Below are 25,237 nucleotides of genomic sequence, written 5' to 3'. Positions count from 1 at the left end.
TGGCTTTTTATATGGATTTCCTATACTGTATGTATAATAAAAGGGTGTAGCCAGCCAAAGAAAGAATAGTAATCAATGCACCGTAATTAAGGAAGAAACTGAAGATAGTGCTGGATAATCCCTGCGTTTCCATTGAAAAAACAAATTCGGTGATTGATGTATTTTCAGAAGTAGATAATCGCAGATATACAGGTTTCCACAAAATCAATGTAAGTATCGCAGCAAAAAATGTATGGATGAGGCGTGCAAGAAAGAATGGTTTAAAGCGTATATCTGTTTCGGCTAAGATGCTGGCAACTTGAGCTTGTATACTGAATCCTCCAAATGCGAGTAAAGCACTGACTATGATTGCTTGTGTCAATAGTGTTGCACCGCCAGCTTGGCTTGTTAATTGCGATCCCAACGTGATTTCAAATAACCCCGAAATAAAAGGGATGCTTAAAGTAGATGGCAGATGAAGCGTGTGGAACAGGCTGCTGAAAATGGATGCAAAGAAGCTGGTAATATGTAAGTGAAACAATAGCTTGTTGATCACGGAAAAAATAATGATAAATCCTCCAATCATCAAAAGGGTTTGTATGGAGGAATTAACTGCGTCTCCTAATATTTTTCCAAATGGCCGCTGGTCATTTAGACGGGTACGGTGCATACTTTTTAAAGCTGTCATGATTGGGAAAATACTTGTATCTTTTTTACTGCGGTTAAGATTTTTTTTCTCTTCATTTCTCCCGTAAAACCTCATTACTAAACCGACGAAAATATTCGCTGCATAATGAGTTAATCCTAAAAGTATTCCAAGTTTAGCATTATTAAAAAAACCGATAGATACAGCACCGAAAATAAATAATGGATTCGATGAGCTGGTAAACGACACTAACCGTTCAGCTTCTATTCTGGATAGCTGACCTTCATCTCTCAGCCTAGCTGTTAGTTTTGCTCCAGAAGGATTACCGGATGCAAGTCCCATTGCCCATACAAATCCTCCTACTCCTGGTACCTTAAACAATGGACGCATTAGTGGCTCTAAAAAGACACCCAGTAGTTTTACGACACCAAATGCAATCAACATTTCTGCAATAATTAAAAAAGGCAATAAGGAAGGAAAGACAATTTCAAGCCATATATTCAACCCTCGAACAGAGGCTTCGAAGGCTTCCTGTGGCATCAAGATCAATGCAGCTGCCATAATAACTGCAATTAACGCAAAAAGCATTGATTTTAAGATTGATTTATCCAATTTATATCCCTTCCCTTATTAAATTTAAGCGTGGTAAATAATCTGGTGCTAAAATATATTTAGTAAAATCAAAAGAAGTTTTGTATATAGCTGGGTTGTCCCCAATAACAAAATATACTCAAAGTAAAATAATTTAGAACTAAGACTCCTATTAAGGGAACATGCCTTAAATCAGTACGGATAAAGGAGAGTCAAAAGAAATGGAACCTAAAATTGGATTAGCGCTTGGCTCTGGTGGTGCAAGGGGATTTGCACATATTGGTTTATTAAAAGTGCTAAATAGTGAAGGTATAAATATCGACTGCATAGCCGGGAGCAGTATGGGAGCTTTAATAGGCAGTTTTTATGCAAGTGGATCAGATTTAGAACTGCTGCAAAAAGTTTCGTTGCAATTTAAAAGAAAATACTTTATGGATCTGACTGTACCCAGATTAGGTTTTGTAGCCGGGAAAAAGATTGAGGAATACATTCGATTATTTACAAAAAATCAAAATATAGAGGATCTTTCAATTCCATTGGCTATAGTGGCAACGGATATAGAAAAAGGAGAGAGAGTTATTTTTACGGAAGGTCCTGTTTATGAAGCGGTAAGAGCAAGTATTTCTATACCAGGCATTTTTGTGCCCAAAAGGATTAATGGGAAATTACTTGTAGATGGAGGATTAATGGATCGGGTCCCTGTATCGGTTGTGAAAGAAATGGGAGCGGATATTGTGATTGCAAGCGATGTCTCTGCAACAAGAGGAGATACGGATATTGAATCTATATACGATGTTATTTTTAAAAGTTTAGATATACTGCAAATGGAAATTGTCAAAATGAAAGGGATTAACGCTGACGTAATGATTCAGCCTGCTGTAGAATCATTTAGTTCATTGGCATTTACAAACATTCTTGAAATTATTATGATTGGGGAGCAAGAAGCAAGAAAAAAACTGCCGGAGATTAAAGAGGCCATACAGCATTGGAAGGAGAAAAAAGATGAAGCATAAGCGTAAACTTAATATAGGCAAAATTGGGGTTGCAGTTCTATTGCTGGCATTTCTGGCTGCATTTTATAAATTGCCTTATTATGTTTCCACCCCTGGGTCGGCGGAGACATTGGAGCAATTTGTAGAGGTTGAAAATGGAAGTGAAGCAGATGGCTCTTTTATGCTGACAACGATCCGAATGGGCAGAGCGAATATTTATACATATGCATGGGCTAAAATAGCAGATTATCATAGGATTTATGAACTGGAACAAATTAGAAGTCAGGATGAAACCGATGAAGAATATACGGTTAGACAATTGAAATTGATGGATGATTCCCAAACATCCGCTATCCTGAACGGGTATAAAAAAGCAGGCTATGAAGCCAAAGTAAAAGTAGAAGGCATATATGTGCTGCAGATTGCCAAGGGTAAACCTGCAGACGGAGTATTGAAACCTGGAGATCGAATTATTAAAGTCGATGGAAGTGAAATTGAGTCAAGTGAATTTTTCATAGACTATATCTCCTCGAAAAAAGCTGGGGACCAAGTGAAATTAGAAATAAAGCGTGATAATAAAAATATTGTTAAGACACTTCAATTGGAGATGCTAGAGGAAACTGGACGAGTTGGCGTTGGCATTACCTTGGTTGAGGATCGAAGTGTTGAAACAGACCGAGATATCGAGATAAACGCAGATAGCATTGGGGGGCCTTCTGCTGGGTTAATGTTTACATTGGAGATCTTTAATCAATTAACGGAAGAGGATTACACGAAAGGGAAGAAAATAGCAGGAACAGGTACCATTTCTGATGATGGAACAGTCGGTCCTATCGGTGGTGTTGATCAGAAAATTGTAGCAGCTGATCGTGCAGATGCGGAAGTGTTTTTTGCACCCAATCAACAAGGTGCTGAGGAATCGGATTATAAAATTGCTGTAAAAACAGCAGAAGAGATTGGAACAGATATGATTATTGTTCCTGTGGACACAGTTGATGATGCACTGGATTATTTAAAAAGCATGAAATAAGAGCTGCTTGATTTAAAGCATAAGCCATTGATTCGTACGGTGAATCAATGGCTTCGTTTTTTAATCAGTTAATACAATGGGTGACATATATTCACGTTTTTGAGCTTTCATAGAAATAGCTGAGGGAAAAGCGGCAGCATGAACAATGGCAGCCCTCTTATCAATATTTATTAAAGGATTTTTACAGGCTGCTAGGCGTGATACGATCTGATTTCCCTTTTCTTTTTTTATGCTTTTTAAATATTGCTGCCCGGCAGCTGTAAATCCCAATACGCGAATATATGGCGGAGTCAGGTCTTTTGGCATTTCATCTCTTGTGAAATTTAACAGCGTATAGGTTAGTATTCTTTGTAACCGAGTCCAGGTATAACGCTTCGTTTTAATTAATGACATAAAATCCATGAAATTACTGGCGCGTTCAGCGGCTTCAATTAATCGATTCTCTAAGCCCTCTTTCATTTCGTAAATTTGGGCAAGAGATTCTGCGGGCGTCGTGATTAATTTAACTTTTAAAAATGGCCAATACAACTCCCAATTATGCAAAGTGCGCTGCTCTGTTAGATATGCTTTTAGATGGGCAAATGTTGTATCCGGAACAAAGGAAGAGATCGCATCCAGTTTACCGCTTTCCATTAATTCTTTCCGTATACCAGTTGCACTTGCTATTGTACCTGGCATGAGAGTTGGATCGTGATATCCGGAACCTGTTCGTTTAATGGTTACTGGCTCGATGGATAATTTATGTTTTAAAATCGCGGATACATAGTGATATCCAAGGATATTATTAGGCTGGTCTAAAGAAAGCATAGAAGGATGACGCGCTTGTAGTTCCGAAAAGGCCAGAGAGGCAGCCTTGGGGTAGCTGTATCCCTCCTTGCTATAGTGCTGTATCCATTGATCGATTTCCTTAGAATTTTCCTGAATAATTGAGTATGTATGTATAAAAGGTTCTATTTCTCCTTGCTCGCTGCCAAAACAAACAGACTGACAGCCAACTTCCTCTAATAATAGGATAGATGCTTCGGAGAAATATTCAGCCTTTTGAACAGCATGAACAAATGGAAGTTCGATGATTAGATCAATACCAGCCTTTAAGGCCATGGAAGTCCTTGTCCATTTATCCACCAGGGCTGGTTCCCCCCGCTGAAGGAAATTTCCGCTCATCACGCCTATGGTCACATCAGCATTTGTAATAGCTTTGGCTTGTTGTAAATGATATAAATGTCCATTATGAAAAGGATTATATTCTACTACAAGTCCCAGGGCATTCATATTGTACACCTCCTGATAAATGGTTGTTTTTTTTATAGTATATGATGGAGGAATCAGGAAGCAAGCATTCCCTAAACTTGCACTTGATTAATTCTGTTTTCAAAATGAAACATTTCGGGTAAAATAAATAGATAAGCGCTTAAAATTTGCATAAGGGTATCACATATGGCTGTAAAGAAAAAACATTGACAAATGAATTTACCAAAGCTATAATTACCTTTGTTGCCTTGAGGTGATATAATATGAAATGGACAATTCCACAACTGCAAAAATTTCGCGACAATGGTTTTAATGTAGATGAGACAGCAGATCTTTCTGAACTGAAAAAGGCAGATCCGCAAATTCGTGATATTTCACCAATTCGTGTATTTGGGAAAGCTGACTTGAGTTCCAATCGAGTTACTTTTCATTTGAAAATATCTGGTACATTGACATTACCATGTTCAAGAACCTTAGTTGATGTCCCATTCCCAATCGATGTTCAAACAACAGAGACATACCTTTTTAATCAATATGAAGGTATGGAGACTGAGGATGGAGAATATCATGTGGCTGAGGGTGATGTAGTGGATCTTACGCCGGTAATCAAAGAAATAATTCTCACGGAGATTCCATTGCAGGTATTCTGTGATACGGATCATCCTGTAGGTGCTGCTCCGCTAGCTGGAGATGACTGGGAATTAATCTTAGAGGACCAACAAGTTAAAAAAGTTGACCCAAGACTGGCAAAGTTGGCCCATTTTTTTGACAACAATGATGATAACAGTGAAAAATGAAAGACTACATAAGTCTTCCATAGAACCATCGTTTTTTAAGGAGGTGTAAAACATGGCTGTACCTTTCAGAAGAACTTCGAAAACTAGAAAGAGATTGCGTCGTACGCATTTCAAACTTCAAGTCCCTGGTATGGTTGAATGCCCAAACTGCGGTGAAATGAAATTATCTCACCGTATCTGTAAAGCATGTGGAACATACAAAGGAAAAGAAGTTGTAAATAAATAATCAACTCGAGAGAACACAGGGAAACCTGTGTTCTTTTTTGTTTTTAAGGGGGATTCACGGTGAAAGAAGTGATTGTGGAGAAAAAAGAAGGATATTTGCTTGTTACGCTAAACCGGCCGCATGTTAGGAACGCCATAAATTTTGAGGTTATGGATTTATTGGAAGAGTCCATCGAACAAGTGAAAACGGATGGAAATTGTAAGGCTATGGTGATCACAGGAACTGGTAATGTTTTTTGTTCGGGTGGTGATTTAAAAGTCTTTCATCTTCTTGATAATCAAAAAGATGCTTACCAAATGTTATCGCGTATGGGAGAAATTTTATATAAAATAGCTACTTTGCCGAAGCCTGTTTTTGCTTTTTTAAATGGACCGGCTGTCGGCGGTGGATTGGAACTGGCTACAGCATGTGATTTTCGATATGTAAAAAAAGGATCTTTTATGGGCTTTATTCAAATTCAGCAGGGAATTACCACCGGTTGGGGCGGTGGAGCTCTTTTACTTGAGAGGGTGGCAGAATCCAAGGGACTGGAATGGCTGATGTCGGGGAGAAAATTTACTGAAGAAGAGGCAAGCTTGTATGGATTTGCAAATGGCGTTGTGTCAAATATAGATGAGAAAACCATAGTAGGGATTATTGAGCCTATTATTAAAAATGATATTAATGCGTTGATGGCGTATAAAAGTATGACTATCCGCAAAAAGAAAGCATCTGATTTGTATAAACGGATGCAAGAAGAGATTAAACGATGTTCAGAGTTATGGGTATTACCATTCCATATGGAGACTGTGGAACGATTTCAGAAAAAGTCTCAATAAGAAGCGATTATCATGTTAATAGAATCTTGTTTATTCTATCTTTCCTACTAGACGCATATGATTGAATATTATGAATGCTTATTGGGGGGAAGAGTGGATGACAGGTTCAAGGCAGGATGGATGGTCGCAGGATGAGGATGTCTATTTGGCGGAGGTGGTATTACGCCATATCCGTGAGGGAAGCACACAATTAAAAGCATTTGAAGAGGTTGGTAAAGGGTTGTCGAGAACTCCGGCTGCATGTGGCTTTAGATGGAATTCTTATGTCCGTAAGCAATATTCGGAAGGGATAGAGCTGGCTAAAAAAGTACGTAAAGATCTTAAAAAATCGCTAGGGACTGCGGAATTGGAGGTGGAGCAGCCGCAGCGTGAGGAACAAAAAATCTCGGTCGGAATAGTCGGGGATGCTGAGCTCAATCTTTCTCTAGATACGGTTATTGCCTATTTAACCAACTTAAAGAGTAGGTTGGAAGAACGATCATTCCGCTCGCCTGAAGAATTACTGCTGGAATACTCAGAGTTAAAAAAGCACGCAGATTATTTAGTTCAAGAGAGAGATACAGTAGAAATACGATTTAAGCAGATGGAGAAGGATTACCGTGGATTGCTTGATTTACTGAATCGGGCACGTCAATTATCGGAGGAAAAATGATGATTGCTACAGGAGCATGCCTTTTTAAAAGGTGTGCTTCTATTAATGTTTGATGAAAAGAAAAAGCTTTCTCGCTGGAAAGCTTAAAGTCAATCTATTTATCATTATTAGGCTGCCAAATCAGTGGGTTCTCTCCTAAATCTCTTTCCATATCATACTCTACAGGTTCGAAGCCTTGTTTTTCCCAAAAATTACGTGAATGGACTCTTGGGTTTGTTTTGATTGGTAGGCCAAGATCTTTGGAGAATTGGACGAGCATGGAGCCGTATCCCTTTTTTTGATAATCCGGTAAAACTTCAAGCTTCCATATTTCGTAGTAATCCTGTGGAGGGTCAAAATATTTATCAAACCTGGCATCGATTTTATAAAGACTCATCCTGGCAACTAATTTATCCCCAAAATAGATGCCGTAAAAAGGTGATTCGCTATTATCTTCAATAAGATTTGCCTGCAGATCTTCAAGCATGGATAATTCTTGCAAACCATATTCCTTAAATTTCTTGAATTCTTCAAGCGTGCGGTAGTTAACGCGTAATTTTTCAACCTTTACACTCACTTCATAGCCCCCTTAAATGTATGTGAAAAGTTTATACTTATATTTCCATTATAGCTAAATATATAGAAAAATCATAATTTTTAGTCGTCAGGACGGCTACTGAAACACTTGTTGAATGAGGATCGGCCGAATAAGTGTGAATAAGTGTGAAATTCAGCCGAATAAGTAGGTAATCTGGCCAATCGACAAAGAAATAGAGCGGAGTTCATGATTAATCCAGCCACAAGAAGGAAGTGGTTGATAAGCGATGGGTAATCCAGCCGTATAAGTTATGCTATTCCTCCAAACTACAAGGAAATAGAGCGGAAGCCATCGATAATTCAGCTAAATGACGATTGACTCAAAACAGGATGAGTTATCTTTTCATCATACATAGCAAATGTTACAATTATTGCAAAAGATCACTTGGAGGAGAACATGAGGATTGGGATAATAGGAGGAGGGGCAATTGGATTATTGGCAGCTTCCAAGCTGAGTGATAACCATCAAATTACGCTATTCACGCACACATCATTACAAGCGGACGAAATCAATAAAAAAGGAATCACCCTGATTGACATGCAGGGTGAGCATAATTATAAAAATATTAATGCGGTATGTATTAATGATTCGGAAGAATTAATTCAAAGACAAGAAATCATCATTCTAACCGTAAAGCAGACCGCTCTCATAAATCTATGGTCTCTACTAGAAGAGAATGCATCTGCAGTTGTCTTTTTGCAAAATGGTATGAGTCATTTCGCTCATTTACCTGCATTGCTGGTTTCCACAATCTATACTGGGATTGTTGAGCATGGTGCCATTCGGGAAAATAATCATACGGTTCACCATACAGGAATTGGAATGATAAAAATGGGCTTATATAGAGGAAGGAAGCTGCCGGGTATGGAATATTTGGATACGGATGGTTTTCCGGTGCAATTGCTCCCTGATATCAAATCAATTCATACTGAAAAATTGATTATTAATTCTGTTATAAACCCGTTGACCAGTATACTAGGGGTTCGCAACGGAGAATTAATAAAAAATACATATTACATTAAGCTGGTGGAATCCATCTGTCAGGAGGTTTGTCATTCGTTATTAATTCCGGAGGCTGAGCATCAGATTTATTTGGAGAGAATTATTACAATATGTGGTCGAACAGCCAAGAATACCTCTTCTATGTTAAGGGATCTTCAGTTGGATAAAAAGACTGAAATAGAGGCAATCCTTGGATATTGTATTCGCGAAGCAGATAAGAATGATATCCCAGCACCTCAATGTAAAATGCTGTTTAATATGGTGCGTGGTATGGAAGAAAGTGAGGAGATGTGAGTGGACAGCTTATTAGCAGGCCTTATCGCTATTTGCGTAATCATGCCAATTATTGTTTATTTGACCGTATATACAATTTCCCGACAGATGCTTAAAAATAACAAAAAGGCAGTCAGGCTTTCTGCCGACGCTACGACGGTTTTTTTGATTATGGCAGTTCATTATGCAATCATCGCTCTTTTTGAACATTCATACTTATGGATTATTTTAATTGTCTTGATTATAATCGCTTCCGCTGTGTTGTTTATGCATTACAAAGTAAGGGAAGAGGTTGACTTGAAAAGAGTTTTCACTGGTTTTTGGAGAGCTTCATTCCTGTTATTCTCTGCCGCCTATTTTTTATTGGCCGCAATTGGGATTCTTGAGAGAATAGTAAAAGTATTTACATAGGCGAGTAGCAATACCTTTTAAAGCTTTCAAAGGGAATGATATACTGTTATATGAATTTGTTCAAAAGGAGACAACCATTGATGATGGAATACATAAAAATGAATCTTCCAGCTATGAATAGTTTTGCATCTGACTATATCAAGGGAAGTATAAATAAATCTTTTGCAGAGTATGATTGGAAGAATGAGAAGCATATTCAAGATCGGGCGGATTGGCTTGATGGTCGAACTTATCCACGAGATGAAATGGCAACCTATATTGAATCCTTCATGAGTAAATATGGAATATCAGAGCAAGTAAAGGAAAATATCGATGCCTTGCGTGAGGATGCTTTAGTAATCGTTGGAGGCCAGCAAGCAGGGTTATTGACTGGACCGCTGTATTCTATTCATAAAGTTATCTCGATTATAAAATTGGCAAAGGAACAAAGTGAAAGATTAAATAAAAGGGTAGTCCCAATCTTCTGGATTGCTGGTGAGGATCATGATTACCAAGAGATTAATCATGTTTACGCTGAAGAGGGGCATGAAACTAAAAAAATCGTGTACCCGGAAAAACCTTTATCGAAAAAAATGATATCTGATATTAATATGAATCCGGATATAGCGAAAGATTGGCTGCAGGATGTATTTTCCTTATGGGGAGAGACAGAGCGTACGAACGAATTGCTGGATTGGGCGGAAAAAGCAATTGATCAATCCGAAACCATCACCGATTTTTTCGCTATTCTTATAAATGATCTCTTTAAAATGCATGGTCTCTTAATGGTGGATTCAGGCGACCCAGGCTTTAGGAAGCTGGCTGGGCCTGTCTATCAGCAAATTGCTTATGAAGCAGGAATTAGCAAAGCCGTAATTGAACAGCAAAATCTTTTGAAAAAAAACGGATATAATCCGATTATTGATCTTGATGAACAATGTACGAACTTATTTTACTACGAGCCTTCAACTCTTAACCGGCTGCTGTTGGAACGTGAAGAAGGTTCAAGTGACTTAATTGGGAAGGGAAGCGGAATTAAATTATCCCAAATAGAGCTGGATCGTTTACTATCTAAACATCCAGAGTATTTCAGTACAAATGTTGTATCTCGTCCACTTTTACAGGAAAAACTGTTTCCTGTCTTAGGATTTATAGCTGGACCCGGCGAGATTGCCTATTGGAGTGAAATTAAACCTGCGTTTGCCATGACTGGAGAAAAGATGCCACCGATATGGCCTCGACTTTCCTTTACGTTATTGGAAGGAAATATTGAAAGATTATTAGAGGAACTTAATCTTCCCTTGGAAAAAGTTTTGAGAAAAGGTTGTTCAGAGGATAGGGAGTTCTATCTGGAAGAATTGCGTAAACAGGCTCCGGATACATATAGCAGTATAATTAAAAATCTGGAATCTGCTCATCTTACGTGGCAACAAAAAGCGGTTGAATTCGATAAAGGATTGGAACCTCTTTTCGAAAAAAATCGCCACTTGATTAAAGAACAGCTCCTTTTTATGCAGAAAAAGGTGGAGAGCCATTTAGAGAGAAAAAATGAAGAAACGATTGCAAAATACAATCGTGTCGAAAATAGTCTCCATCCGGCAGGCGGCCTGCAGGAAAGAATTCTCAATCCGTTTTACTTTTTCAATCAATATGGGACATTATGGGTCGATTGCCTCTTGGCGGAATCGCTCGAATTTGATGGGTCGCATTATGTCGTAACCATATAAAGATGCTGTAAGAACTTAAGTGGAGATTTGCTTCGTTTGACAATAAATAAAGAGTGAATTATGGAAGCTTTTGTCCAAATAGAACATAAAAAAACAGATAATAATATCTAGAAAAAACTGTCTTAGAAAGGCAGTTTTTTTTGTTTTTCTAGGCTTGGCTGAAATCAATGAATCATAGTCTGAAATTTTATTCAAATATTAAAGTTTTTTTATATAAATTGTGGAGAAAAGTGGGGCGATGTGGTACTCTAAGGTGGAGAAGTGGGGTGAAGGACATGTTCATGGGTGAATACCATCATTCAATTGATTCAAAAGGACGCATAATCATACCTTCTAAATTTCGGGAAAGTTTAGGCGATATGTTTGTAATTACACGCGGCCTTGATCAATGCCTGTTTGGATATCCACTGGATGAATGGTCTCAACTTGAAGAAAAACTAAAAGGCCTTCCACTTACGAAGAAGGATGCAAGAGCATTTACCCGTTTCTTTTTTTCAGGTGCGACTGAATGTGAACTGGATAAACAGGGACGTGTGAACATCCCGGGACCACTTTTAAACTATGGAAAATTGGAAAAAGAATGCGTAGTTTTAGGAGTATCTAACCGGATAGAAATATGGAGTAAATCAATATGGGAAGAATATTTCTCGGAATCAGAAGAATCTTTCTCAGAGATTGCTGAAAATATGATTGGTTTTGATATTTAATGCGCATACTTCCTTTCAGGAAGGTGAAGAAATGTTTAATCATACGACTGTACTATTAAAAGAAGCTGTGGATGGACTGAATATAAAACCTGACGGTATCTATGTTGATTGTACCCTTGGGGGCGCAGGACACAGTGAATTAATTGCGAAGTCTTTATCCGGACAAGGAAGATTAATATCGTTTGACCAGGATGAGACTGCATTAAAGCATGCAGAGAAGAAGCTAGAGCCTTATATGGACAAGGTAACATTAATTAATAGTAATTTTGTTTATTTTGATGAAAAACTCACTGAATTAGGTATTACAAAGATAGACGGTATTCTATACGATCTGGGTGTTTCATCTCCTCAATTTGATACCCCGGAAAGAGGATTCAGCTATAACCATGACGCATTACTTGATATGCGAATGGATCTATCATCTCCTTTAACAGCTTATGATGTAGTGAATAGCTGGACATACGAAGAGTTGGTCCGGATTTTCTTTAGGTACGGTGAGGAAAAGTTTTCGAAACAAATTGCCCGCAAAATCGAACAAGCCAGAGAGATTGGGCCAATTCGTACAACCTTTGATTTGGTAGATATTATTAAGGAAGCTATCCCTGCTCCAGCAAGGCGAAAAGGCGGACATCCCGCTAAGCGAATCTTTCAAGCCATACGAATAGCCGTGAATGATGAACTGAGAGTTTTTGAAGTATCTTTAGAAAAAGTGCTTCCTATGCTCAATAAAGGCGGCAGAATTTCAGTGATTACATTCCATTCGTTGGAAGATCGGATTTGCAAAAGCTTCTTTAAAGAACATTCGGAATTACCGCCAATGCCACATGGATTGCCGATTATTCCAAAAGAATTCGAGCCGGATTTAAAGTTGATAACCAGAAAACCGATTTTACCGAGTGAAGAAGAAGTGGAAGCGAATAAAAGAGCGCGTTCAGCTAAATTAAGAATAGCAGAAAAGAAATGAATAGATTATGAAAAATTATTTAATGGGAGGGGATAAACTTGAGTAGTTTAGCAAGAAAACTTCAGCAAGAACAGCAACGTCATGTAGGAACAACAACAAAGAAGGTTAAAGTAAAAGGCGGCATTACGATTGGTGAGAAGATTCTATATTTAACGTTCTCATTGTTTATCGCTTTCTTTGCTGTAAAAATCATTTCCGCACAAGCGAATATATACTCAACGAATAATGAAATTATTGCTCTTGAAAGCAAGATAGAGAATCAGGAAAAGCTTAATAAAGATTATGCAGATCAAGTGGCGGAGTTAAGTACATATGACCGAATCTGGCAAAAAGCAAAAGAATTGGGATTAACACTAAAAGATAAAAATGTTAAGGTAGTGCAAGATTAATGAGTAATCGAAAAAGCCGCAATAGGGGAGCAGCACTCTTATTTGTAATATTTGGGCTGCTTTTTTGTGTAGTATTTTTTCGCTTTTTGTATATTCAGTATACTGGTGTTGCCGGTGGACAGGAGCTTGCTGCTAAAGCGCAGGATAAGTATGAAGTCACCCGTACCTTGTCGGCACAAAGAGGAACGATTGTTGACAAAAATGGTGAGGTGCTGGCAAGGGATACGTCAACCTATAAGCTAATTGCCCTCCTTAATTCATCTGTAACTGAAAATCCGAAAAAGCCAAAACATGTTGTAGATAAGGAAGAAACAGCAAGAGTATTGGCTGAGCACATTGATATGGATGAAAGCGAAATATTAAGTCGTTTGAACAAAAAGGGACTTTATCAAACTGAATTTGGTGCTGCTGGACGTGATTTAACCCATCAACAAAAAAATGATATCGAAGGATTAAATTTACCAGGTATTACGTTTGTAAAGGATACGAAGAGATTTTATCCGAATGGAATCTTCTCCTCACATGTAATAGGGTTTGTTGAGAATAATGAAGAAACAGGGAAAACAACTGGAGCGTTAGGGCTAGAAAAAGAATTGGATAAGTATTTACAGGAAGAGGATGGATCTATCAAGTTTGAGGGTGACCTATGGCGAAATATTCTTCCTAATAAAGAGACGGTAGTGAACGAACCTTCGAATGGAGCTTCTGTTCAGCTGACGCTCGATAAAAAAATTCAAATCTTTTTAGAAGACGCAATGTCGGAAGTCAATAAGAAATATAACCCAACTAAAATGATTGGTGTCGTAGCAGATCCAAAGACAGGGAAAATATTGGCTATGTCACAGCGCCCTACTTTTGATTTAAACACAAGGGATGGACTTGCAGATACCTGGCAGAATCTAGCGGTTGAAGAATCTTTTGAGCCAGGTTCTACCATGAAGATTTTTACGTTGGCTGCTGCTGTTGAAGAAGGAGTATTTAATCCTAATGAAAAATATAAATCAGGCATGTTTAAGATTAAAGGTTCTAGACCGATAAGAGACCATAATGGTGGAGCAGGGTGGGGGACGATTAGCTATCTAGAAGGGGTTCAACGTTCTTCAAATGTTGCTTTTGCTAAATTGGCTGATGAAAAAATCGGAACTGAAAAACTTTTAACATACTTTGAAAGCTTTGGTTTTGGTAAAAAAACAGGTATTGATCTCCCGAGTGAAACGACCGGTAAATTTGTTTATAAATATAAATCTGAACAAATCACGACTGCCTTTGGGCAGGGTTCAACTGTTACACCGATCCAAATGATTCAGGCAGCAACTGCCGTCGCAAATGACGGAAAAATGATGCAGCCCTATGTAGTTGAAAAAATTGTGGACTCCAACACGAAAAAAGTATTGAAGGAAACGAAACCTACTGTAGCAGGCAAACCGATTTCCAAGGAAACGGCAGCTGAGGTGCGTGATATATTGGAAACGGTCGTAACCTCTAAACATGGAACCGGTAAGCCATATAAATTGGATGGCTATGATGTTATAGGTAAAACGGGAACGGCTCAGATTCGCAGTCAAACTGGCGCGGGTTACGCTACTGGTCATGAAAATTATTTATTTTCTTTCTTAGGAATGGCACCGAAGGATAATCCTGAGGTTGTAGTATATGTGGCTATTCAACAGCCGAAAATCAGCGCTAGTGAGTCTGGTTCAGCCCCAGTTTCCCAAGTATTTAACTCAGTAATGGAAAATACATTAAAGTACCTAAATATTAAATCAGATAATACAAAGAAAAAATCCACTAGTGAAGTTCCTGAATTAAAAGAAACGAATGTTGAGACTGCTAAGGCGAAGGTTGAAGAGCTTGGCCTGACACCTATTGTTATAGGGAAAGGGATGAGTGTTTCTAAACAATCGCCGAGTGCAGGATCTCAGATTATTCAAGGAGAGAAGGTTCTTCTTCTGACCGATGGCGACTTAACAGTACCTAATTTTTCAGGATGGTCAATTAGGGATGTTATGAAGGCGGCTTCCTTAATGGAGGTGGAGTTAAATACTTCAGGCTCCGGGTATGCTGTTACTCAAAAACCAAAAGCAGGAACAAAATTGAAGGATGATACTTTCCTAGTTGTTCAATTTGAGAATCCTAAAACCATATATGAAAAATCAAAAGAGAATAGTTCAAAAACCAAGGAAGAGGATGTAGAATCCGATTAGATTTATTTCAGAGCCTGATAGCTTTTAAAGCTATCAGGCTCTTTTTTTCTTTTCATAATGTGCATACATAAACCAAAGGGTACAAGCATACAGTGAAAAAGAGTCGTGCATTGGAGGGATGGGCATGAGAGCATCAAATATTACTGTCAGAAAACGATTAATCGCAGCATTGTTGATCGGATTGTTCGTATTTCTGGTAATCATCATCAGACTAGGATATGTTCAGTTTTATTTAGGAGATTTCTTGACGGGCTTAGCTAAAGATTCGTGGAGCAGAAATGTTCCGTTTGAGCCAAAACGGGGAGAGATCAAGGACCGTAATGGAGTGGTTTATGCTACTAATAAATCCGCCCCTACTGTTTATATTGTCCCTCGCCAGGTGGTGAATCCAGCGGATACAGCTAAACAAATAGCCTCAGTACTGAATATGAGGACGGATAAAGCTTTTAAACTCATAACCTCAAATACGTCTATCGTAAAGATACCTGAAGGCCGAAAAATCAGCCACAATAAAGCAAAAGAAATTAGAAACTTAGATTTAAAAGGAGTCTATATTGCTGAGGACTCAATTCGTTATTATCCTAAAGGATCTACACTGGCACATGTTCTTGGATTTGCGGGTATCGATAATCAAGGATTGATGGGCCTTGAATTGGCCTATGATGATGAGCTGAAGGGACAAAAAGGGTATGTTAAGTTTTATGCTGATGCAAAAGGAAAACGGATGGAGAATATGGCTGATGACTATAAAGCTCCAGCAAATGGGTATGATTTAAAGCTAACAGTTGACAGCAGAATTCAAACGATTATTGATAGAGAACTGGAAATTGCCGAAGAAACATATAACCCCGATGGTATTGTTGCTATTGCCGTTAATCCTAATACAGGAGAAATACTGGCAATGTCGAGCAGGCCTACATTTGATCCGTCGAATTTTAGAAATGTGGCACCTGAGGTTTATAATCGGAACTTACCTGTATGGAGTACCTATGAGCCAGGTTCTACATTTAAGATTATTACGTTGGCCGCAGCGCTTGAAGAAGGAAAAGTGGATTTGAAAAATGATCATTTTTATGATCCAGGCTATACAAAGGTAGGCGGAGCTAGTTTAAGATGCTGGAAACGGGGGGGACATGGATCTGAAACATTCCTTGAGGTAGTACAGAACTCCTGTAACCCTGGGTTCGTTGAGCTTGGTCAAAGACTCGGAAAAGAAAAATTATTTAATTATATTCATGACTTTGGATTTGGAGAAAAAACGGGTATTGATTTACAGGGAGAGGGGAAAGGGATTTTATTTAATATAAATCGAGTTGGCCCGGTTGAACAGGCAACAACTGCTTTTGGCCAAGGAGTCTCAGTTACACCAATCCAACAGGTGATGGCTGTGTCGGCGGCGATTAACGGTGGAACACTTTATACCCCCTATATCGCAAAAGAAATTGTAAATCCTGTCACAGGTGATACCATCATTAAGAAAACTCCAAAGGCGAAAAGGAATGTTATCTCAAAGGAAACTTCAAAGGAAATTCGTGAAGCTCTTGAAACAGTAGTGGCACAAGGTTCAGGGAAAGGTGCATTTGTTGATGGTTATCGAGTTGGCGGGAAAACCGGTACAGCTCAGAAGGCTCAAAACGGCAGATACCTAGAAAATAATTTCATTGTCTCATTTATCGGGTTTGCACCAGCTGATGATCCGCAATTGGTTGTCTATTTAGCGATTGATAATCCAAAAGGAACGGTTCAATTTGGAGGGGTCGTAGCAGCTCCTATTGTTGGAAGGATCATGAAGGATAGTTTGCCAGCACTTGGTATTGAGCAGCGTAAAAATCAAGTAGAGAAAGAAAAAAACTATTTAGATCCGAGAATGGAAGAAGTTCCTGATTTGATTGGAATGACACTAAAGGATTTGGGTGAGCAATATTCTACCTTCAAAGTAGAAAAGTCTGGGAGCGGAAATCGGATTGTGCAGCAATCACCGCAAGCAGGTGTCAAATTGAAAGAGGGTTCTTCCATCCGAATATATCTGGAAGAGGATGATACAGAGGAATAATAGGTTATAAAAGTGGTGCTGCTTTCAGGATATTTCTGCATAGAATAACAAATTGGCAGCTGATAAAAGTTCTTTTCAGCTGCCTCTTCGTAATCTGAAAAAAGTGTAAACGGTTATTCTTTTACCTGACTAGAAGATTATATACTTTATTATTTCTAAACGGCTTAAATTACGATACAATAGTGAAGATTGCTTTAAAAAGAAAGGAACAGTTTTATGAAACTCGATGAATTAATCTCTAGAATACCGTTTAAACAGAAACAGGGAGATGGCAACCCTCTTATTTCATCCATTGAGAATGACCACCGCAAGGTAAAGGAAGGCAGCTTGTTTATCTGTATTAAGGGATATACTGTCGACGGCCATGATCTTGCAGAAGAGGCGGTTAGAAATGGAGCAGTCGCTATTGTTGCAGAGAAGCCTCTATCACTCTCTGTACCTGTCGTAATTGTTAAAAGCACACAAAAGTTAATGGCTTTACTGGCTGATTTCTTTTATGGCCACCCTACACAAAAGCTTAATCTAATCGGAATTACCGGAACAAATGGAAAAACAACAATTAGTCATCTGGTAGAAAGAATATTTCAGGATGCAAACTATACAACAGGTTTAATCGGAACCATGTATACTAAGATTGGATCTGAAAAGTTCGAAACAAAAAATACAACACCTGATAGCCTAACCTTACAAAAAACATTTGCAGATATGGTGAACAATCGTGTACATACTGCAGTTATGGAAGTATCTTCGCATGCACTCGATATGGGGCGTGTATTTGGCTGTGATTACGATATTGCTGTTTTTTCAAACTTAACACAGGACCATCTTGATTATCATGGAACAATGGATAATTACCGTTATGCAAAAAGCTTATTATTCTCACGTTTAGGAAATACTTATCAGGATAATAAGCCGAAGTATGCCATTTTAAACGCTGATGATTCAGCATCCATCATGTTTGAAAAATCAACTTCTGCTAGTGTGGTAACATATGGAATTATTCAAAAAGCAGATGTTAGGGCAACTGATATTATTATTACTTCAGAAGGAACAAAATTTACTTTGACAACGCCAGACCATAGCTGTCCAATAACAATCCCGATGATTGGAAAATTCAACGTATACAATTGTCTGGCTGCCATTGCTGTTGGACTTGTTTCAGGTCTTCATATCAATCAGATCTTATCGTCTTTACAGAATATTAAAGGAGTGACGGGGCGTTTTGAGCCGGTCTTCGGAGGACAGGAATTTACAGTTATAGTAGATTATGCACATACACCTGATAGCTTGGAAAATGTTCTGAAGACAATCAATGAGTTTGCTTCTAAAAAAGTATATACGATCGTTGGCTGCGGTGGTGATCGTGATCGTACAAAACGTCCAATTATGGCTCGGGTAGCATGTGAATATAGTTCAAATGCCATATTCACATCTGATAATCCGAGGAGTGAAGATGCTTTATCCATTCTTTCTGATATGGAAAATGGTGTCGCCGGCTATGATTACAAAGTTATTGCTGATCGTAAGGAAGCAATTTATGATGCCGTGTTCAGTGCTGAACCTGGTGATGTAGTCCTGATTGCCGGAAAAGGTCATGAAAATTATCAAATCATTGGTAAGGAAGTTCTTCATTTTGACGATAAAGAAGTCGCATTAGAAGCAATTGAACAGAAATTAAATTTGAACCGAAGAGACGAAAGGGAGTAGAACCATGCTGGAGCAAGTTTTATTTTTTACTATACTCGTATCATTCTTAATTACGGTTCTTCTCTCCCCTATTTTTATACCGTTCCTAAGACGTTTGAAATTTGGTCAGAGTATTAGAGAAGAAGGACCGAAATCCCATCAGAAAAAAACAGGTACACCTACGATGGGAGGGGTTGTATTCTTACTGTCAATCCTTGTTACAACCCTTGTAATGACTGGTAAATTTAGAGATCCGGGTACTGAAACCTATTTACTGCTATTTGTAACCATCGGTTTTGGTTTACTTGGTTTCCTGGATGATTTTATTAAAATCGTCATGAAGAGAAATCTTGGATTAACATCTAGACAAAAATTGCTTGGGCAAATAGTTATATCTTGTATCTTTTATTTCATTATGAGACAGAGCAATATGTCTACTGAAATTAGTATTCCATTGACTGATTACAGCATTGATTTTGGATGGTTTTACATCTTTATTATTATTTTCTGGTTAGTCGGTTTTTCGAATGCTGTCAATTTAACTGATGGTCTTGATGGGTTGGTATCTGGGGCTTCTGCTATCGCGTTTGGAGCATTTGCTGTATTAGCCTGGGATTTAAAAGAATATGATATTGCTTTATTCTGTGTAGCTGTTGTCGGGGCTGTGTTGGGATTCCTAGTTTTTAACGCTCATCCTGCGAAGGTGTTTATGGGTGATACGGGATCACTTGCCTTAGGTGGAGCTATTGCGACAGTGGCGATATTGCTAAAATTAGAATTACTTCTTGTTATTATTGGCGGTGTTTTTGTTATTGAGACTTTATCCGTTATTATTCAGGTAGCTTCTTTTAAAACGACAGGTAAGCGTGTATTTAAAATGAGTCCATTACACCATCATTATGAATTAAGCGGATGGTCAGAGTGGCGTGTAGTTGTAACGTTTTGGACGGTTGGCTTACTTTTCGCTATTTTAGGAATCTACTTAGAGGTGTGGTTATAATATGAAGCAAATAAATGATTATTTAAGAAAAAAAGTGCTTGTCCTCGGGCTGGCAAAGAGCGGGGTAAGTGCGGCTTCACTTTTGCATAAACTTGGTGCTTTTGTAACTGTAAATGATTTTAAGCCTTTGAATGAAAACCCAGAAGCTCAAGGTTTACTGGAAGAAGGTATTAAGGTCGTTTGCGGAAGCCACCCGATTGAATTATTGGATGAAGGATTTGAATTAATCGTAAAGAACCCTGGAATCCCGTATACGAATCCGATGATACAGGAAGCACTGAAAAAGAATATCGAAATAATTACGGAAGTAGAGCTTGCTTATCGAATATCAGAAGCTCCTTTTATTGGAATTACGGGTACAAACGGAAAAACAACAACTACAACATTAATCTACGAGATGCTTGAACGCGGAGGAAAAAAGCCGCTTATTGCTGGGAATATAGGAACTGTAGCAAGCGGCGTGGCTCAGGAAGCAACGGCGGAGAATGTTATAGTAATTGAATTGTCCTCGTTTCAGTTGATGGGAATTCAAACGTTCAGACCTTATATTTCAGTCTATTTAAATCTATTTGATGCCCATTTGGATTATCATGGGACGAAAGAAGAATATGCATTCGCTAAAGCGCAAATAACCAAAAACCAAAAAGAAACTGACTTCATCGTGTATAATGCCAACCAGGAGCCTACTAAAAAGGCTGCAGAGGGCTCAGGCGCTATTTCAGTTCCATTTAGTACTGAAGCAGTGGATGAAACGGGTGCTTACACGAAAGACGGATTTATTTGGTTCAAGAATGAAAAGATTATCGCTATAGATGAGGTAGTATTGCCTGGTAAGCATAATCTGGAAAATATTTTATCCGCTGTAGCTGCCGTTAAATTATATGGTGTAGCTAATGAAGCGATTCAAGATGTACTAAAAACATTCAGCGGTGTTAAGCATCGTACTCAATTTGTTGCAGAAATAAATGGACGAAAATTTTATAACGATTCCAAAGCAACAAATATTTTGGCTGCGTCAGCCGCTATATCCTCGTTTAAAAGTCCATTAATCCTGTTAGCCGGAGGCTTGGATCGAGGAAATGAATTTGATGAATTAATTCCGCTTCTCACTCATGTTAAGGCAATGATTGTTTTTGGAGAAACAGCTGAAAAATTAACGAAAACTGCACAGAAAGCAGGGATATCTATAATCAAACATGTCGATAATGTAGCTATAGCTGCCGATGAAGCATATAAACTTTCAGAAAGTGGCGATACTATTTTACTTTCACCGGCATGTGCGAGTTGGGATCAATATAAAACTTTTGAAGCCCGGGGAGACATGTTTATGGATGCCGTGCATAAGTTAAAATAGGGAGCTTGTTCAAGAGTCAGTATTTCTCATGAAAGGCGCTGCCCAAATGCAATAGAGACGATTTTGAAGTCGTCTCTTTTTGTTAGCATTTATCAGGCCCAGAAATACTTCCCTAATTTAAAACAAAGAGGTGCATGGAAGTGCCTGCAAAAAAAACCACTCCTGACTTTATTTTAATCATCGCAATGTTTTCCTTGCTTTCAATAGGGCTAATCATGGTCTACAGCGCCAGTGCAATATGGGCTACCTATAAATTTGATGACACCTTTTTCTTTGCAAAGAGACAATTATTATTTGCAGGTGTAGGAATTGTAGCTATGCTGGTTATTATGAATATTGATTATTGGAATTGGAGAAGATGGGCAAAACCTTTAATCATCATTTGTTTTATTTTATTGTTGGTAGTGCTCATCCCGGGAATAGGTACATTAAGAAATGGTTCGAGGAGTTGGATTGGAGTGGGGGCTTTTTCCATTCAGCCTTCTGAATTTATGAAGCTCGCAATGATCGTCTTCCTCGCTAAATTCTTATCTGAAAGACAAAAGTACATAACTTCTTTTAAAAAAGGTTTAGCACCCTCGTTAGGTCTTGTCTTTTTAGCATTTGGGTTAATTATGATGCAGCCTGATCTTGGAACAGGAACGGTAATGGTAGGAACATGTATAGCGATGATTTTTATTGCAGGTGCCAGGATAAGTCACTTCGTCGGTCTTGGAATGCTTGGGGTGGCAGGCTTTGTTGCACTTGTTATATCTGCACCTTACCGGATGAAGAGAATCACATCATTTCTTGACCCTTGGCAGGACCCTCTCGGGAGCGGATTTCAAATCATTCAGTCACTCTATGCTATTGGACCTGGCGGGTTGTTTGGGCTCGGACTGGGCCAAAGCAGACAAAAGTTCTTCTATTTGCCTGAACCGCAAACAGATTTCATCTTTGCGATTCTCTCCGAAGAACTGGGTTTTATAGGTGGTTCACTTGTAATACTTTTATTCTCTCTCCTGTTATGGAGAGGTATCAGAATCGCCCTTGGAGCACCTGATTTATTTGGAGCCTTTTTAGCAGTTGGAATCATCATTATGATTGCCATACAGGTGATGATTAATATTGGTGTTGTGACAGGACTTATGCCGGTTACTGGGATTACATTGCCGTTTTTAAGCTATGGAGGTTCTTCATTGACCTTGATGTTAATGGCGGTTGGTGTATTGCTCAATATAAGCAGGTATTCTAATTATTAGAGTGAAATGAAGCTGATCCATTTAGCTTCTTTTTTTTTACAGATTATCATTATTTAAGTATAATGGTATTTTTAAGTAATATATATAATGAAGAACCTATGTAAACCTGGTTTAGAGTGTAGTAGAATATGGGTAAATCATATAGTTAGTAACATGTATGTTAAGTGAAAGGTGAATCAATCATGAAAATAGTATTAAGTGGTGGAGGTACAGGAGGACATATATACCCTGCACTGGCCATGGCAAGAGAAATTAAGAAGTTAAATCCGGAGGCATCTTTTTTATATATAGGTACCGAAAAAGGATTAGAAAAAGACCTCGTTAGTCGAGAAGGTCTTGATTTTAAAGCTATTGAGATTACAGGATTTAAACGATCTTTAAGCTTAGAGAATGTTAAAACAATATGGCGCTTCTTAAAAGGTGTTTCAAACAGCAAAAAACTATTAAAAGAGTTTAAGCCGGATGTCGTCATCGGGACCGGTGGATATGTATGTGGACCGGTTGTTTATGCAGCGTCCAAAATGAAGATTCCAACGATTATACATGAACAAAATAGCGTGCCAGGTTTAACAAATAAATTTTTAAGTCGATATGTTAATAAAGTGGCTATAAGCTTTGAAGAGGCTCGGCAATATTTCCCGAAGGAAAAAGTGGTCTTTACTGGAAATCCGAGGGGCTCAGAGGTTGTATCACATATTGGCTCAAATGCAATTCAGCAATTAGGCATTAAGAAAGGCATTCCTTCTGTGCTCATATTCGGAGGAAGCCGCGGAGCAAAAGCAATTAATGAAGCTGTTTTAAAAAATGTTGAAGTATTAAAGGATAAACCATACCAAGTGATATATATAACTGGTGACGTTCATTATCAATCTGTAAAAGAAGAGCTTGATTTAGTTGGAACTCCAGATAATGTCATTGTAAAATCATTTATACACAATATGCCGGAAATATTGCCTTCGGTTGATTTGGTTGTATCGCGAGCGGGAGCGACCACTTTGGCTGAATTAACAGCATTGGGAATAGCCAGTATCTTGATTCCAAGTCCTTATGTAACGAATAATCATCAGGAAAAGAATGCACAGGCTTTAGTACAAAAAGGGGCAGCAACCATGATAAAAGAAAGTGAATTGAATGGTAGCACCTTAATTAAAGCGATTGATGAAATAATGCTTGATACAGACAGGATTGAATCTATGAAGAAGTCAGCGAAGCAAATGGGTATACCTGATTCGGCTGAGCGTTTATTAAAAATGATGCAGGATCTGCAGTAAATAAATAGGACTAAATGAAATCAAAGAGGAATAAAAATCTTGATTCTAAAGATATCAAGCAGGACTTACGGTTAATGACTTATACTTATGTTCTTTTCTATTGTGATTAAAGGACTCATTAGATATGTTGGTTTTACCTTCTGATGGCCTGCTATGAAAAATGAATACCTCGTCCCTTCCGATTCATGATAATCCAATCGTCCTGTTTTTTAACCGTTGGAATCGGAAGTGGATTTCTTGATTCATTCCTTTAAAAAAGCAGAAAAAAATAAGAGATTATATGTTATAATTTTCTCATAATTGATGCGTTATCTATCAATTTTTGGTAAATGAGTTCTTTGAAATTTAAAAATAAAATCTTCACCCATCGATATAATTTTGCAATAATACCTATATATCATGGTGAGAATATTTTATTATGTATATGTAAAACGACGAGGGTATGCAGATTCTTAGTTGTTGGTTAAATGAGGTGTTTGTATTGGATAAGAATTTGGTATCTCTTGAAGATCGAATTCCTAAATTGAAACAGATGAGAAAAAAGAAAGCAAATAGGCGCCTAATTGGGCTGTTGACGATTTTCTTTCTACTTATATTCAGTATTATCTATTTGCAATCTCCATTGAGTCGAATCCAATCTATACAGGTCGAAGGCAATTCGTATTTGACAGATAAAGAAATCATTGAGCAAAGCGGTTTGGAAGTAGAGGATAATATTTGGGAGATTAAAGGTGACAAAATTGAAACGATGATTAAAAAACATCCCGAGATTGAGGATGTTAAATTAAAAAAAGGATTTCCCAACCATATAACATTGGAAGTCAGTGAATATAAATACACCGCCTATGTACAAAAGGGAAAGGAATATTATCCAATATTATCGAATGGTAAGATATTGGACAAGAAGTTAAGCCATATTCCTGATTCAGGGCCTTTACTTGTTTCATTTAAAGAGGGGAAACCATTGTCAATCGTTATTGGTCAGCTTGAAGAAATGTCCGAGGATGTGATGAACTCAATATCTGAGATTCACCATAATCCATCTAAGACTGATAAAACGAAAGTCACTCTTTACATGAATGACGGTTTTGAAGTAACTGCAAGTGGAGAAACTCTTGCTGAGAAGCTGGTGCATTATGCTGCAATTGTGAGTCAATTGGAGGAAGGCAGCAAAGGGGTTATCGATCTCGAAGTTGGTTCATATTTTCATTCTTATTAGTCAGATTCAAGGAGTGAAAAATGAAGGTAATTCCAAAAATTGTATTTAGGAACATAAAAAGAATCTTTGAACGTAATTTTAAGTCAACTGATATAGAAAATGAATTTTTAGGACATAGCGTATTATTTTAGTAGCTTAATTTTCTGAAATAAAACAGAATGAATTGGTCAGATGTGAGAAAATTCTTTTTTTATATGA

Annotated in this window: 23 protein-coding genes; 20 read left to right on the top strand and 3 right to left on the bottom strand. The window is 38.0% G+C overall.

Annotated elements, in window-relative coordinates; genetic code table 11:
- Positions 1 to 7: 7 nt before the first annotated feature.
- Positions 8 to 1,237, bottom strand: coding sequence for a sporulation integral membrane protein YlbJ (gene ylbJ / locus A8L44_RS01975; RefSeq protein ID WP_066100751.1), 1,230 nt, complete (start codon positions 1,235 to 1,237; stop codon positions 8 to 10).
- 200 nt (positions 1,238 to 1,437) lie between these two features.
- Between ylbJ and A8L44_RS01970 the strand changes: the two genes are divergently transcribed.
- A complete protein-coding gene (locus tag A8L44_RS01970) occupies positions 1,438 to 2,229 on the top strand; it encodes a patatin-like phospholipase family protein (RefSeq protein ID WP_066100748.1) in 792 nt (263 codons plus the stop codon).
- The gene (locus A8L44_RS01965) at positions 2,219 to 3,238 is read left to right on the top strand and encodes a SepM family pheromone-processing serine protease (protein WP_066100745.1); all 1,020 of its coding nucleotides are present in this window, start codon (positions 2,219 to 2,221) and stop codon (positions 3,236 to 3,238) included. The genes A8L44_RS01970 and A8L44_RS01965 overlap by 11 nt, the downstream gene beginning before the upstream one ends.
- Before the next feature lie 60 nt (positions 3,239 to 3,298).
- Here the strand turns inward: A8L44_RS01965 and A8L44_RS01960 are convergent, their stop codons facing one another.
- Positions 3,299 to 4,510, bottom strand: a complete 1,212-nt coding sequence (locus A8L44_RS01960; RefSeq protein ID WP_066100741.1) for a nucleotidyltransferase — start codon at positions 4,508 to 4,510, stop codon at positions 3,299 to 3,301.
- A 242-nt stretch (positions 4,511 to 4,752) separates the two neighbouring features.
- On the opposite strand from A8L44_RS01960, the gene A8L44_RS01955 reads away from it, so the two are divergent.
- The 4 genes from A8L44_RS01955 to A8L44_RS19295 all read left to right on the top strand — a co-directional run bounded on the left by A8L44_RS01955 (position 4,753) and on the right by A8L44_RS19295 (position 6,982).
- Positions 4,753 to 5,286, top strand: coding sequence for a YceD family protein (locus tag A8L44_RS01955; RefSeq protein WP_066100738.1), 534 nt, complete (start codon positions 4,753 to 4,755; stop codon positions 5,284 to 5,286).
- Positions 5,287 to 5,338: 52 nt separating this feature from the next.
- Entirely contained in the window at positions 5,339 to 5,512 is a 174-nt protein-coding gene (gene rpmF / locus A8L44_RS01950; protein WP_066100735.1) for a 50S ribosomal protein L32, read from the top strand.
- A gap of 59 nt (positions 5,513 to 5,571) precedes the next feature.
- Complete coding sequence (locus tag A8L44_RS01945) at positions 5,572 to 6,330, top strand: enoyl-CoA hydratase/isomerase family protein (RefSeq protein ID WP_066100732.1); 759 nt, start codon at positions 5,572 to 5,574, stop codon at positions 6,328 to 6,330.
- 97 nt (positions 6,331 to 6,427) lie between these two features.
- Entirely contained in the window at positions 6,428 to 6,982 is a 555-nt protein-coding gene (locus tag A8L44_RS19295; RefSeq protein ID WP_066100729.1) for an RsfA family transcriptional regulator, read from the top strand.
- Between the two features lie 94 nt (positions 6,983 to 7,076).
- Here A8L44_RS19295 and A8L44_RS01935 read toward each other — a convergent pair whose 3' ends face one another.
- Positions 7,077 to 7,538, bottom strand: coding sequence for an N-acetyltransferase (locus A8L44_RS01935; RefSeq protein ID WP_066100726.1), 462 nt, complete (start codon positions 7,536 to 7,538; stop codon positions 7,077 to 7,079).
- 417 nt (positions 7,539 to 7,955) lie between these two features.
- Here A8L44_RS01935 and A8L44_RS01930 point away from each other — a divergent pair, with 417 nt between their 5' ends.
- The 14 genes from A8L44_RS01930 to A8L44_RS01865 all read left to right on the top strand — a co-directional run bounded on the left by A8L44_RS01930 (position 7,956) and on the right by A8L44_RS01865 (position 25,039).
- On the top strand, positions 7,956 to 8,855 hold the full coding sequence (locus A8L44_RS01930) for a 2-dehydropantoate 2-reductase (RefSeq protein ID WP_066100723.1): 900 nt from the start codon (positions 7,956 to 7,958) through the stop codon (positions 8,853 to 8,855).
- Positions 8,856 to 9,245 (top strand): DUF3397 domain-containing protein, encoded by a 390-nt coding sequence (locus tag A8L44_RS01925; RefSeq protein ID WP_077247941.1) that lies wholly within the window; start codon positions 8,856 to 8,858, stop codon positions 9,243 to 9,245. It begins immediately after the preceding gene.
- 80 nt (positions 9,246 to 9,325) lie between these two features.
- A complete protein-coding gene (gene bshC / locus A8L44_RS01920; RefSeq protein WP_175354214.1) occupies positions 9,326 to 10,951 on the top strand; it encodes a bacillithiol biosynthesis cysteine-adding enzyme BshC in 1,626 nt (541 codons plus the stop codon).
- A 275-nt stretch (positions 10,952 to 11,226) separates the two neighbouring features.
- Positions 11,227 to 11,658 carry a division/cell wall cluster transcriptional repressor MraZ gene (gene mraZ, locus A8L44_RS01915; protein WP_066102303.1) on the top strand — a complete coding sequence of 144 codons (432 nt, stop codon included), beginning with the start codon at positions 11,227 to 11,229 and terminating at the stop codon, positions 11,656 to 11,658.
- A gap of 31 nt (positions 11,659 to 11,689) precedes the next feature.
- Positions 11,690 to 12,622 carry a 16S rRNA (cytosine(1402)-N(4))-methyltransferase RsmH gene (rsmH, locus tag A8L44_RS01910; protein WP_066102300.1) on the top strand — a complete coding sequence of 311 codons (933 nt, stop codon included), beginning with the start codon at positions 11,690 to 11,692 and terminating at the stop codon, positions 12,620 to 12,622.
- A gap of 38 nt (positions 12,623 to 12,660) precedes the next feature.
- Positions 12,661 to 13,011 carry a cell division protein FtsL gene (ftsL, locus tag A8L44_RS01905; RefSeq protein WP_066100720.1) on the top strand — a complete coding sequence of 117 codons (351 nt, stop codon included), beginning with the start codon at positions 12,661 to 12,663 and terminating at the stop codon, positions 13,009 to 13,011.
- Positions 13,011 to 15,215 carry a penicillin-binding protein gene (locus A8L44_RS01900; protein ID WP_066100717.1) on the top strand — a complete coding sequence of 735 codons (2,205 nt, stop codon included), beginning with the start codon at positions 13,011 to 13,013 and terminating at the stop codon, positions 15,213 to 15,215. The genes ftsL and A8L44_RS01900 overlap by 1 nt, the downstream gene beginning before the upstream one ends.
- A 124-nt stretch (positions 15,216 to 15,339) precedes the next feature.
- Positions 15,340 to 17,268 (top strand): stage V sporulation protein D, encoded by a 1,929-nt coding sequence (locus A8L44_RS01895; protein ID WP_066100713.1) that lies wholly within the window; start codon positions 15,340 to 15,342, stop codon positions 17,266 to 17,268.
- Positions 17,269 to 17,484: 216 nt separating this feature from the next.
- Positions 17,485 to 18,975: a UDP-N-acetylmuramoyl-L-alanyl-D-glutamate--2,6-diaminopimelate ligase gene (locus A8L44_RS01890; protein WP_066100709.1), complete on the top strand. Its 1,491-nt coding sequence runs from the start codon at positions 17,485 to 17,487 to the stop codon at positions 18,973 to 18,975.
- A 4-nt stretch (positions 18,976 to 18,979) separates the two neighbouring features.
- A complete protein-coding gene (gene mraY, locus A8L44_RS01885) occupies positions 18,980 to 19,954 on the top strand; it encodes a phospho-N-acetylmuramoyl-pentapeptide-transferase (protein ID WP_066100706.1) in 975 nt (324 codons plus the stop codon).
- A gap of 1 nt (position 19,955) precedes the next feature.
- Entirely contained in the window at positions 19,956 to 21,308 is a 1,353-nt protein-coding gene (murD, locus tag A8L44_RS01880) for a UDP-N-acetylmuramoyl-L-alanine--D-glutamate ligase (RefSeq protein WP_066100703.1), read from the top strand.
- A gap of 140 nt (positions 21,309 to 21,448) precedes the next feature.
- Positions 21,449 to 22,549 carry a stage V sporulation protein E gene (spoVE, locus tag A8L44_RS01875; RefSeq protein WP_066102297.1) on the top strand — a complete coding sequence of 367 codons (1,101 nt, stop codon included), beginning with the start codon at positions 21,449 to 21,451 and terminating at the stop codon, positions 22,547 to 22,549.
- Between the two features lie 182 nt (positions 22,550 to 22,731).
- The gene (gene murG / locus A8L44_RS01870) at positions 22,732 to 23,820 is read left to right on the top strand and encodes an undecaprenyldiphospho-muramoylpentapeptide beta-N-acetylglucosaminyltransferase (protein WP_066100700.1); all 1,089 of its coding nucleotides are present in this window, start codon (positions 22,732 to 22,734) and stop codon (positions 23,818 to 23,820) included.
- Positions 23,821 to 24,292: 472 nt separating this feature from the next.
- The gene (locus A8L44_RS01865) at positions 24,293 to 25,039 is read left to right on the top strand and encodes a cell division protein FtsQ/DivIB (RefSeq protein WP_254654679.1); all 747 of its coding nucleotides are present in this window, start codon (positions 24,293 to 24,295) and stop codon (positions 25,037 to 25,039) included.
- Positions 25,040 to 25,237 lie beyond the last annotated feature (198 nt).

This window comes from Bacillus sp. FJAT-27986 (assembly GCF_001685035.1).
Taxonomy (GTDB): Bacteria; Bacillota; Bacilli; order Bacillales; family Pradoshiaceae; genus Pradoshia.
The sequence above is the reverse complement of the archived record's forward strand: the minus strand, read 5'-3'. Positions and strand labels throughout refer to the sequence as shown.

Excerpts from the sequence above, each read along its gene's own strand:
- A8L44_RS01970 (WP_066100748.1), top strand. The coding sequence starts at position 1,438 with ATGGAACCTAAAATTGGATTAGCGCTTGGCTCTGGTGGTGCAAGGGGA.
- A8L44_RS01965 (WP_066100745.1), top strand. The coding sequence starts at position 2,219 with ATGAAGCATAAGCGTAAACTTAATATAGGCAAAATTGGGGTTGCAGTT.
- A8L44_RS01960 (WP_066100741.1), bottom strand. The coding sequence starts at position 4,510 with ATGAATGCCCTGGGACTTGTAGTAGAATATAATCCTTTTCATAATGGA.
- A8L44_RS01955 (WP_066100738.1), top strand. The coding sequence starts at position 4,753 with ATGAAATGGACAATTCCACAACTGCAAAAATTTCGCGACAATGGTTTT.
- rpmF (WP_066100735.1), top strand. The coding sequence starts at position 5,339 with ATGGCTGTACCTTTCAGAAGAACTTCGAAAACTAGAAAGAGATTGCGT.
- A8L44_RS19295 (WP_066100729.1), top strand. The coding sequence starts at position 6,428 with ATGACAGGTTCAAGGCAGGATGGATGGTCGCAGGATGAGGATGTCTAT.
- A8L44_RS01930 (WP_066100723.1), top strand. The coding sequence starts at position 7,956 with ATGAGGATTGGGATAATAGGAGGAGGGGCAATTGGATTATTGGCAGCT.
- bshC (WP_175354214.1), top strand. The coding sequence starts at position 9,326 with ATGATGGAATACATAAAAATGAATCTTCCAGCTATGAATAGTTTTGCA.
- mraZ (WP_066102303.1), top strand. The coding sequence starts at position 11,227 with ATGTTCATGGGTGAATACCATCATTCAATTGATTCAAAAGGACGCATA.
- rsmH (WP_066102300.1), top strand. The coding sequence starts at position 11,690 with ATGTTTAATCATACGACTGTACTATTAAAAGAAGCTGTGGATGGACTG.
- A8L44_RS01900 (WP_066100717.1), top strand. The coding sequence starts at position 13,011 with ATGAGTAATCGAAAAAGCCGCAATAGGGGAGCAGCACTCTTATTTGTA.
- A8L44_RS01895 (WP_066100713.1), top strand. The coding sequence starts at position 15,340 with ATGAGAGCATCAAATATTACTGTCAGAAAACGATTAATCGCAGCATTG.
- A8L44_RS01890 (WP_066100709.1), top strand. The coding sequence starts at position 17,485 with ATGAAACTCGATGAATTAATCTCTAGAATACCGTTTAAACAGAAACAG.
- mraY (WP_066100706.1), top strand. The coding sequence starts at position 18,980 with ATGCTGGAGCAAGTTTTATTTTTTACTATACTCGTATCATTCTTAATT.
- murD (WP_066100703.1), top strand. The coding sequence starts at position 19,956 with ATGAAGCAAATAAATGATTATTTAAGAAAAAAAGTGCTTGTCCTCGGG.
- murG (WP_066100700.1), top strand. The coding sequence starts at position 22,732 with ATGAAAATAGTATTAAGTGGTGGAGGTACAGGAGGACATATATACCCT.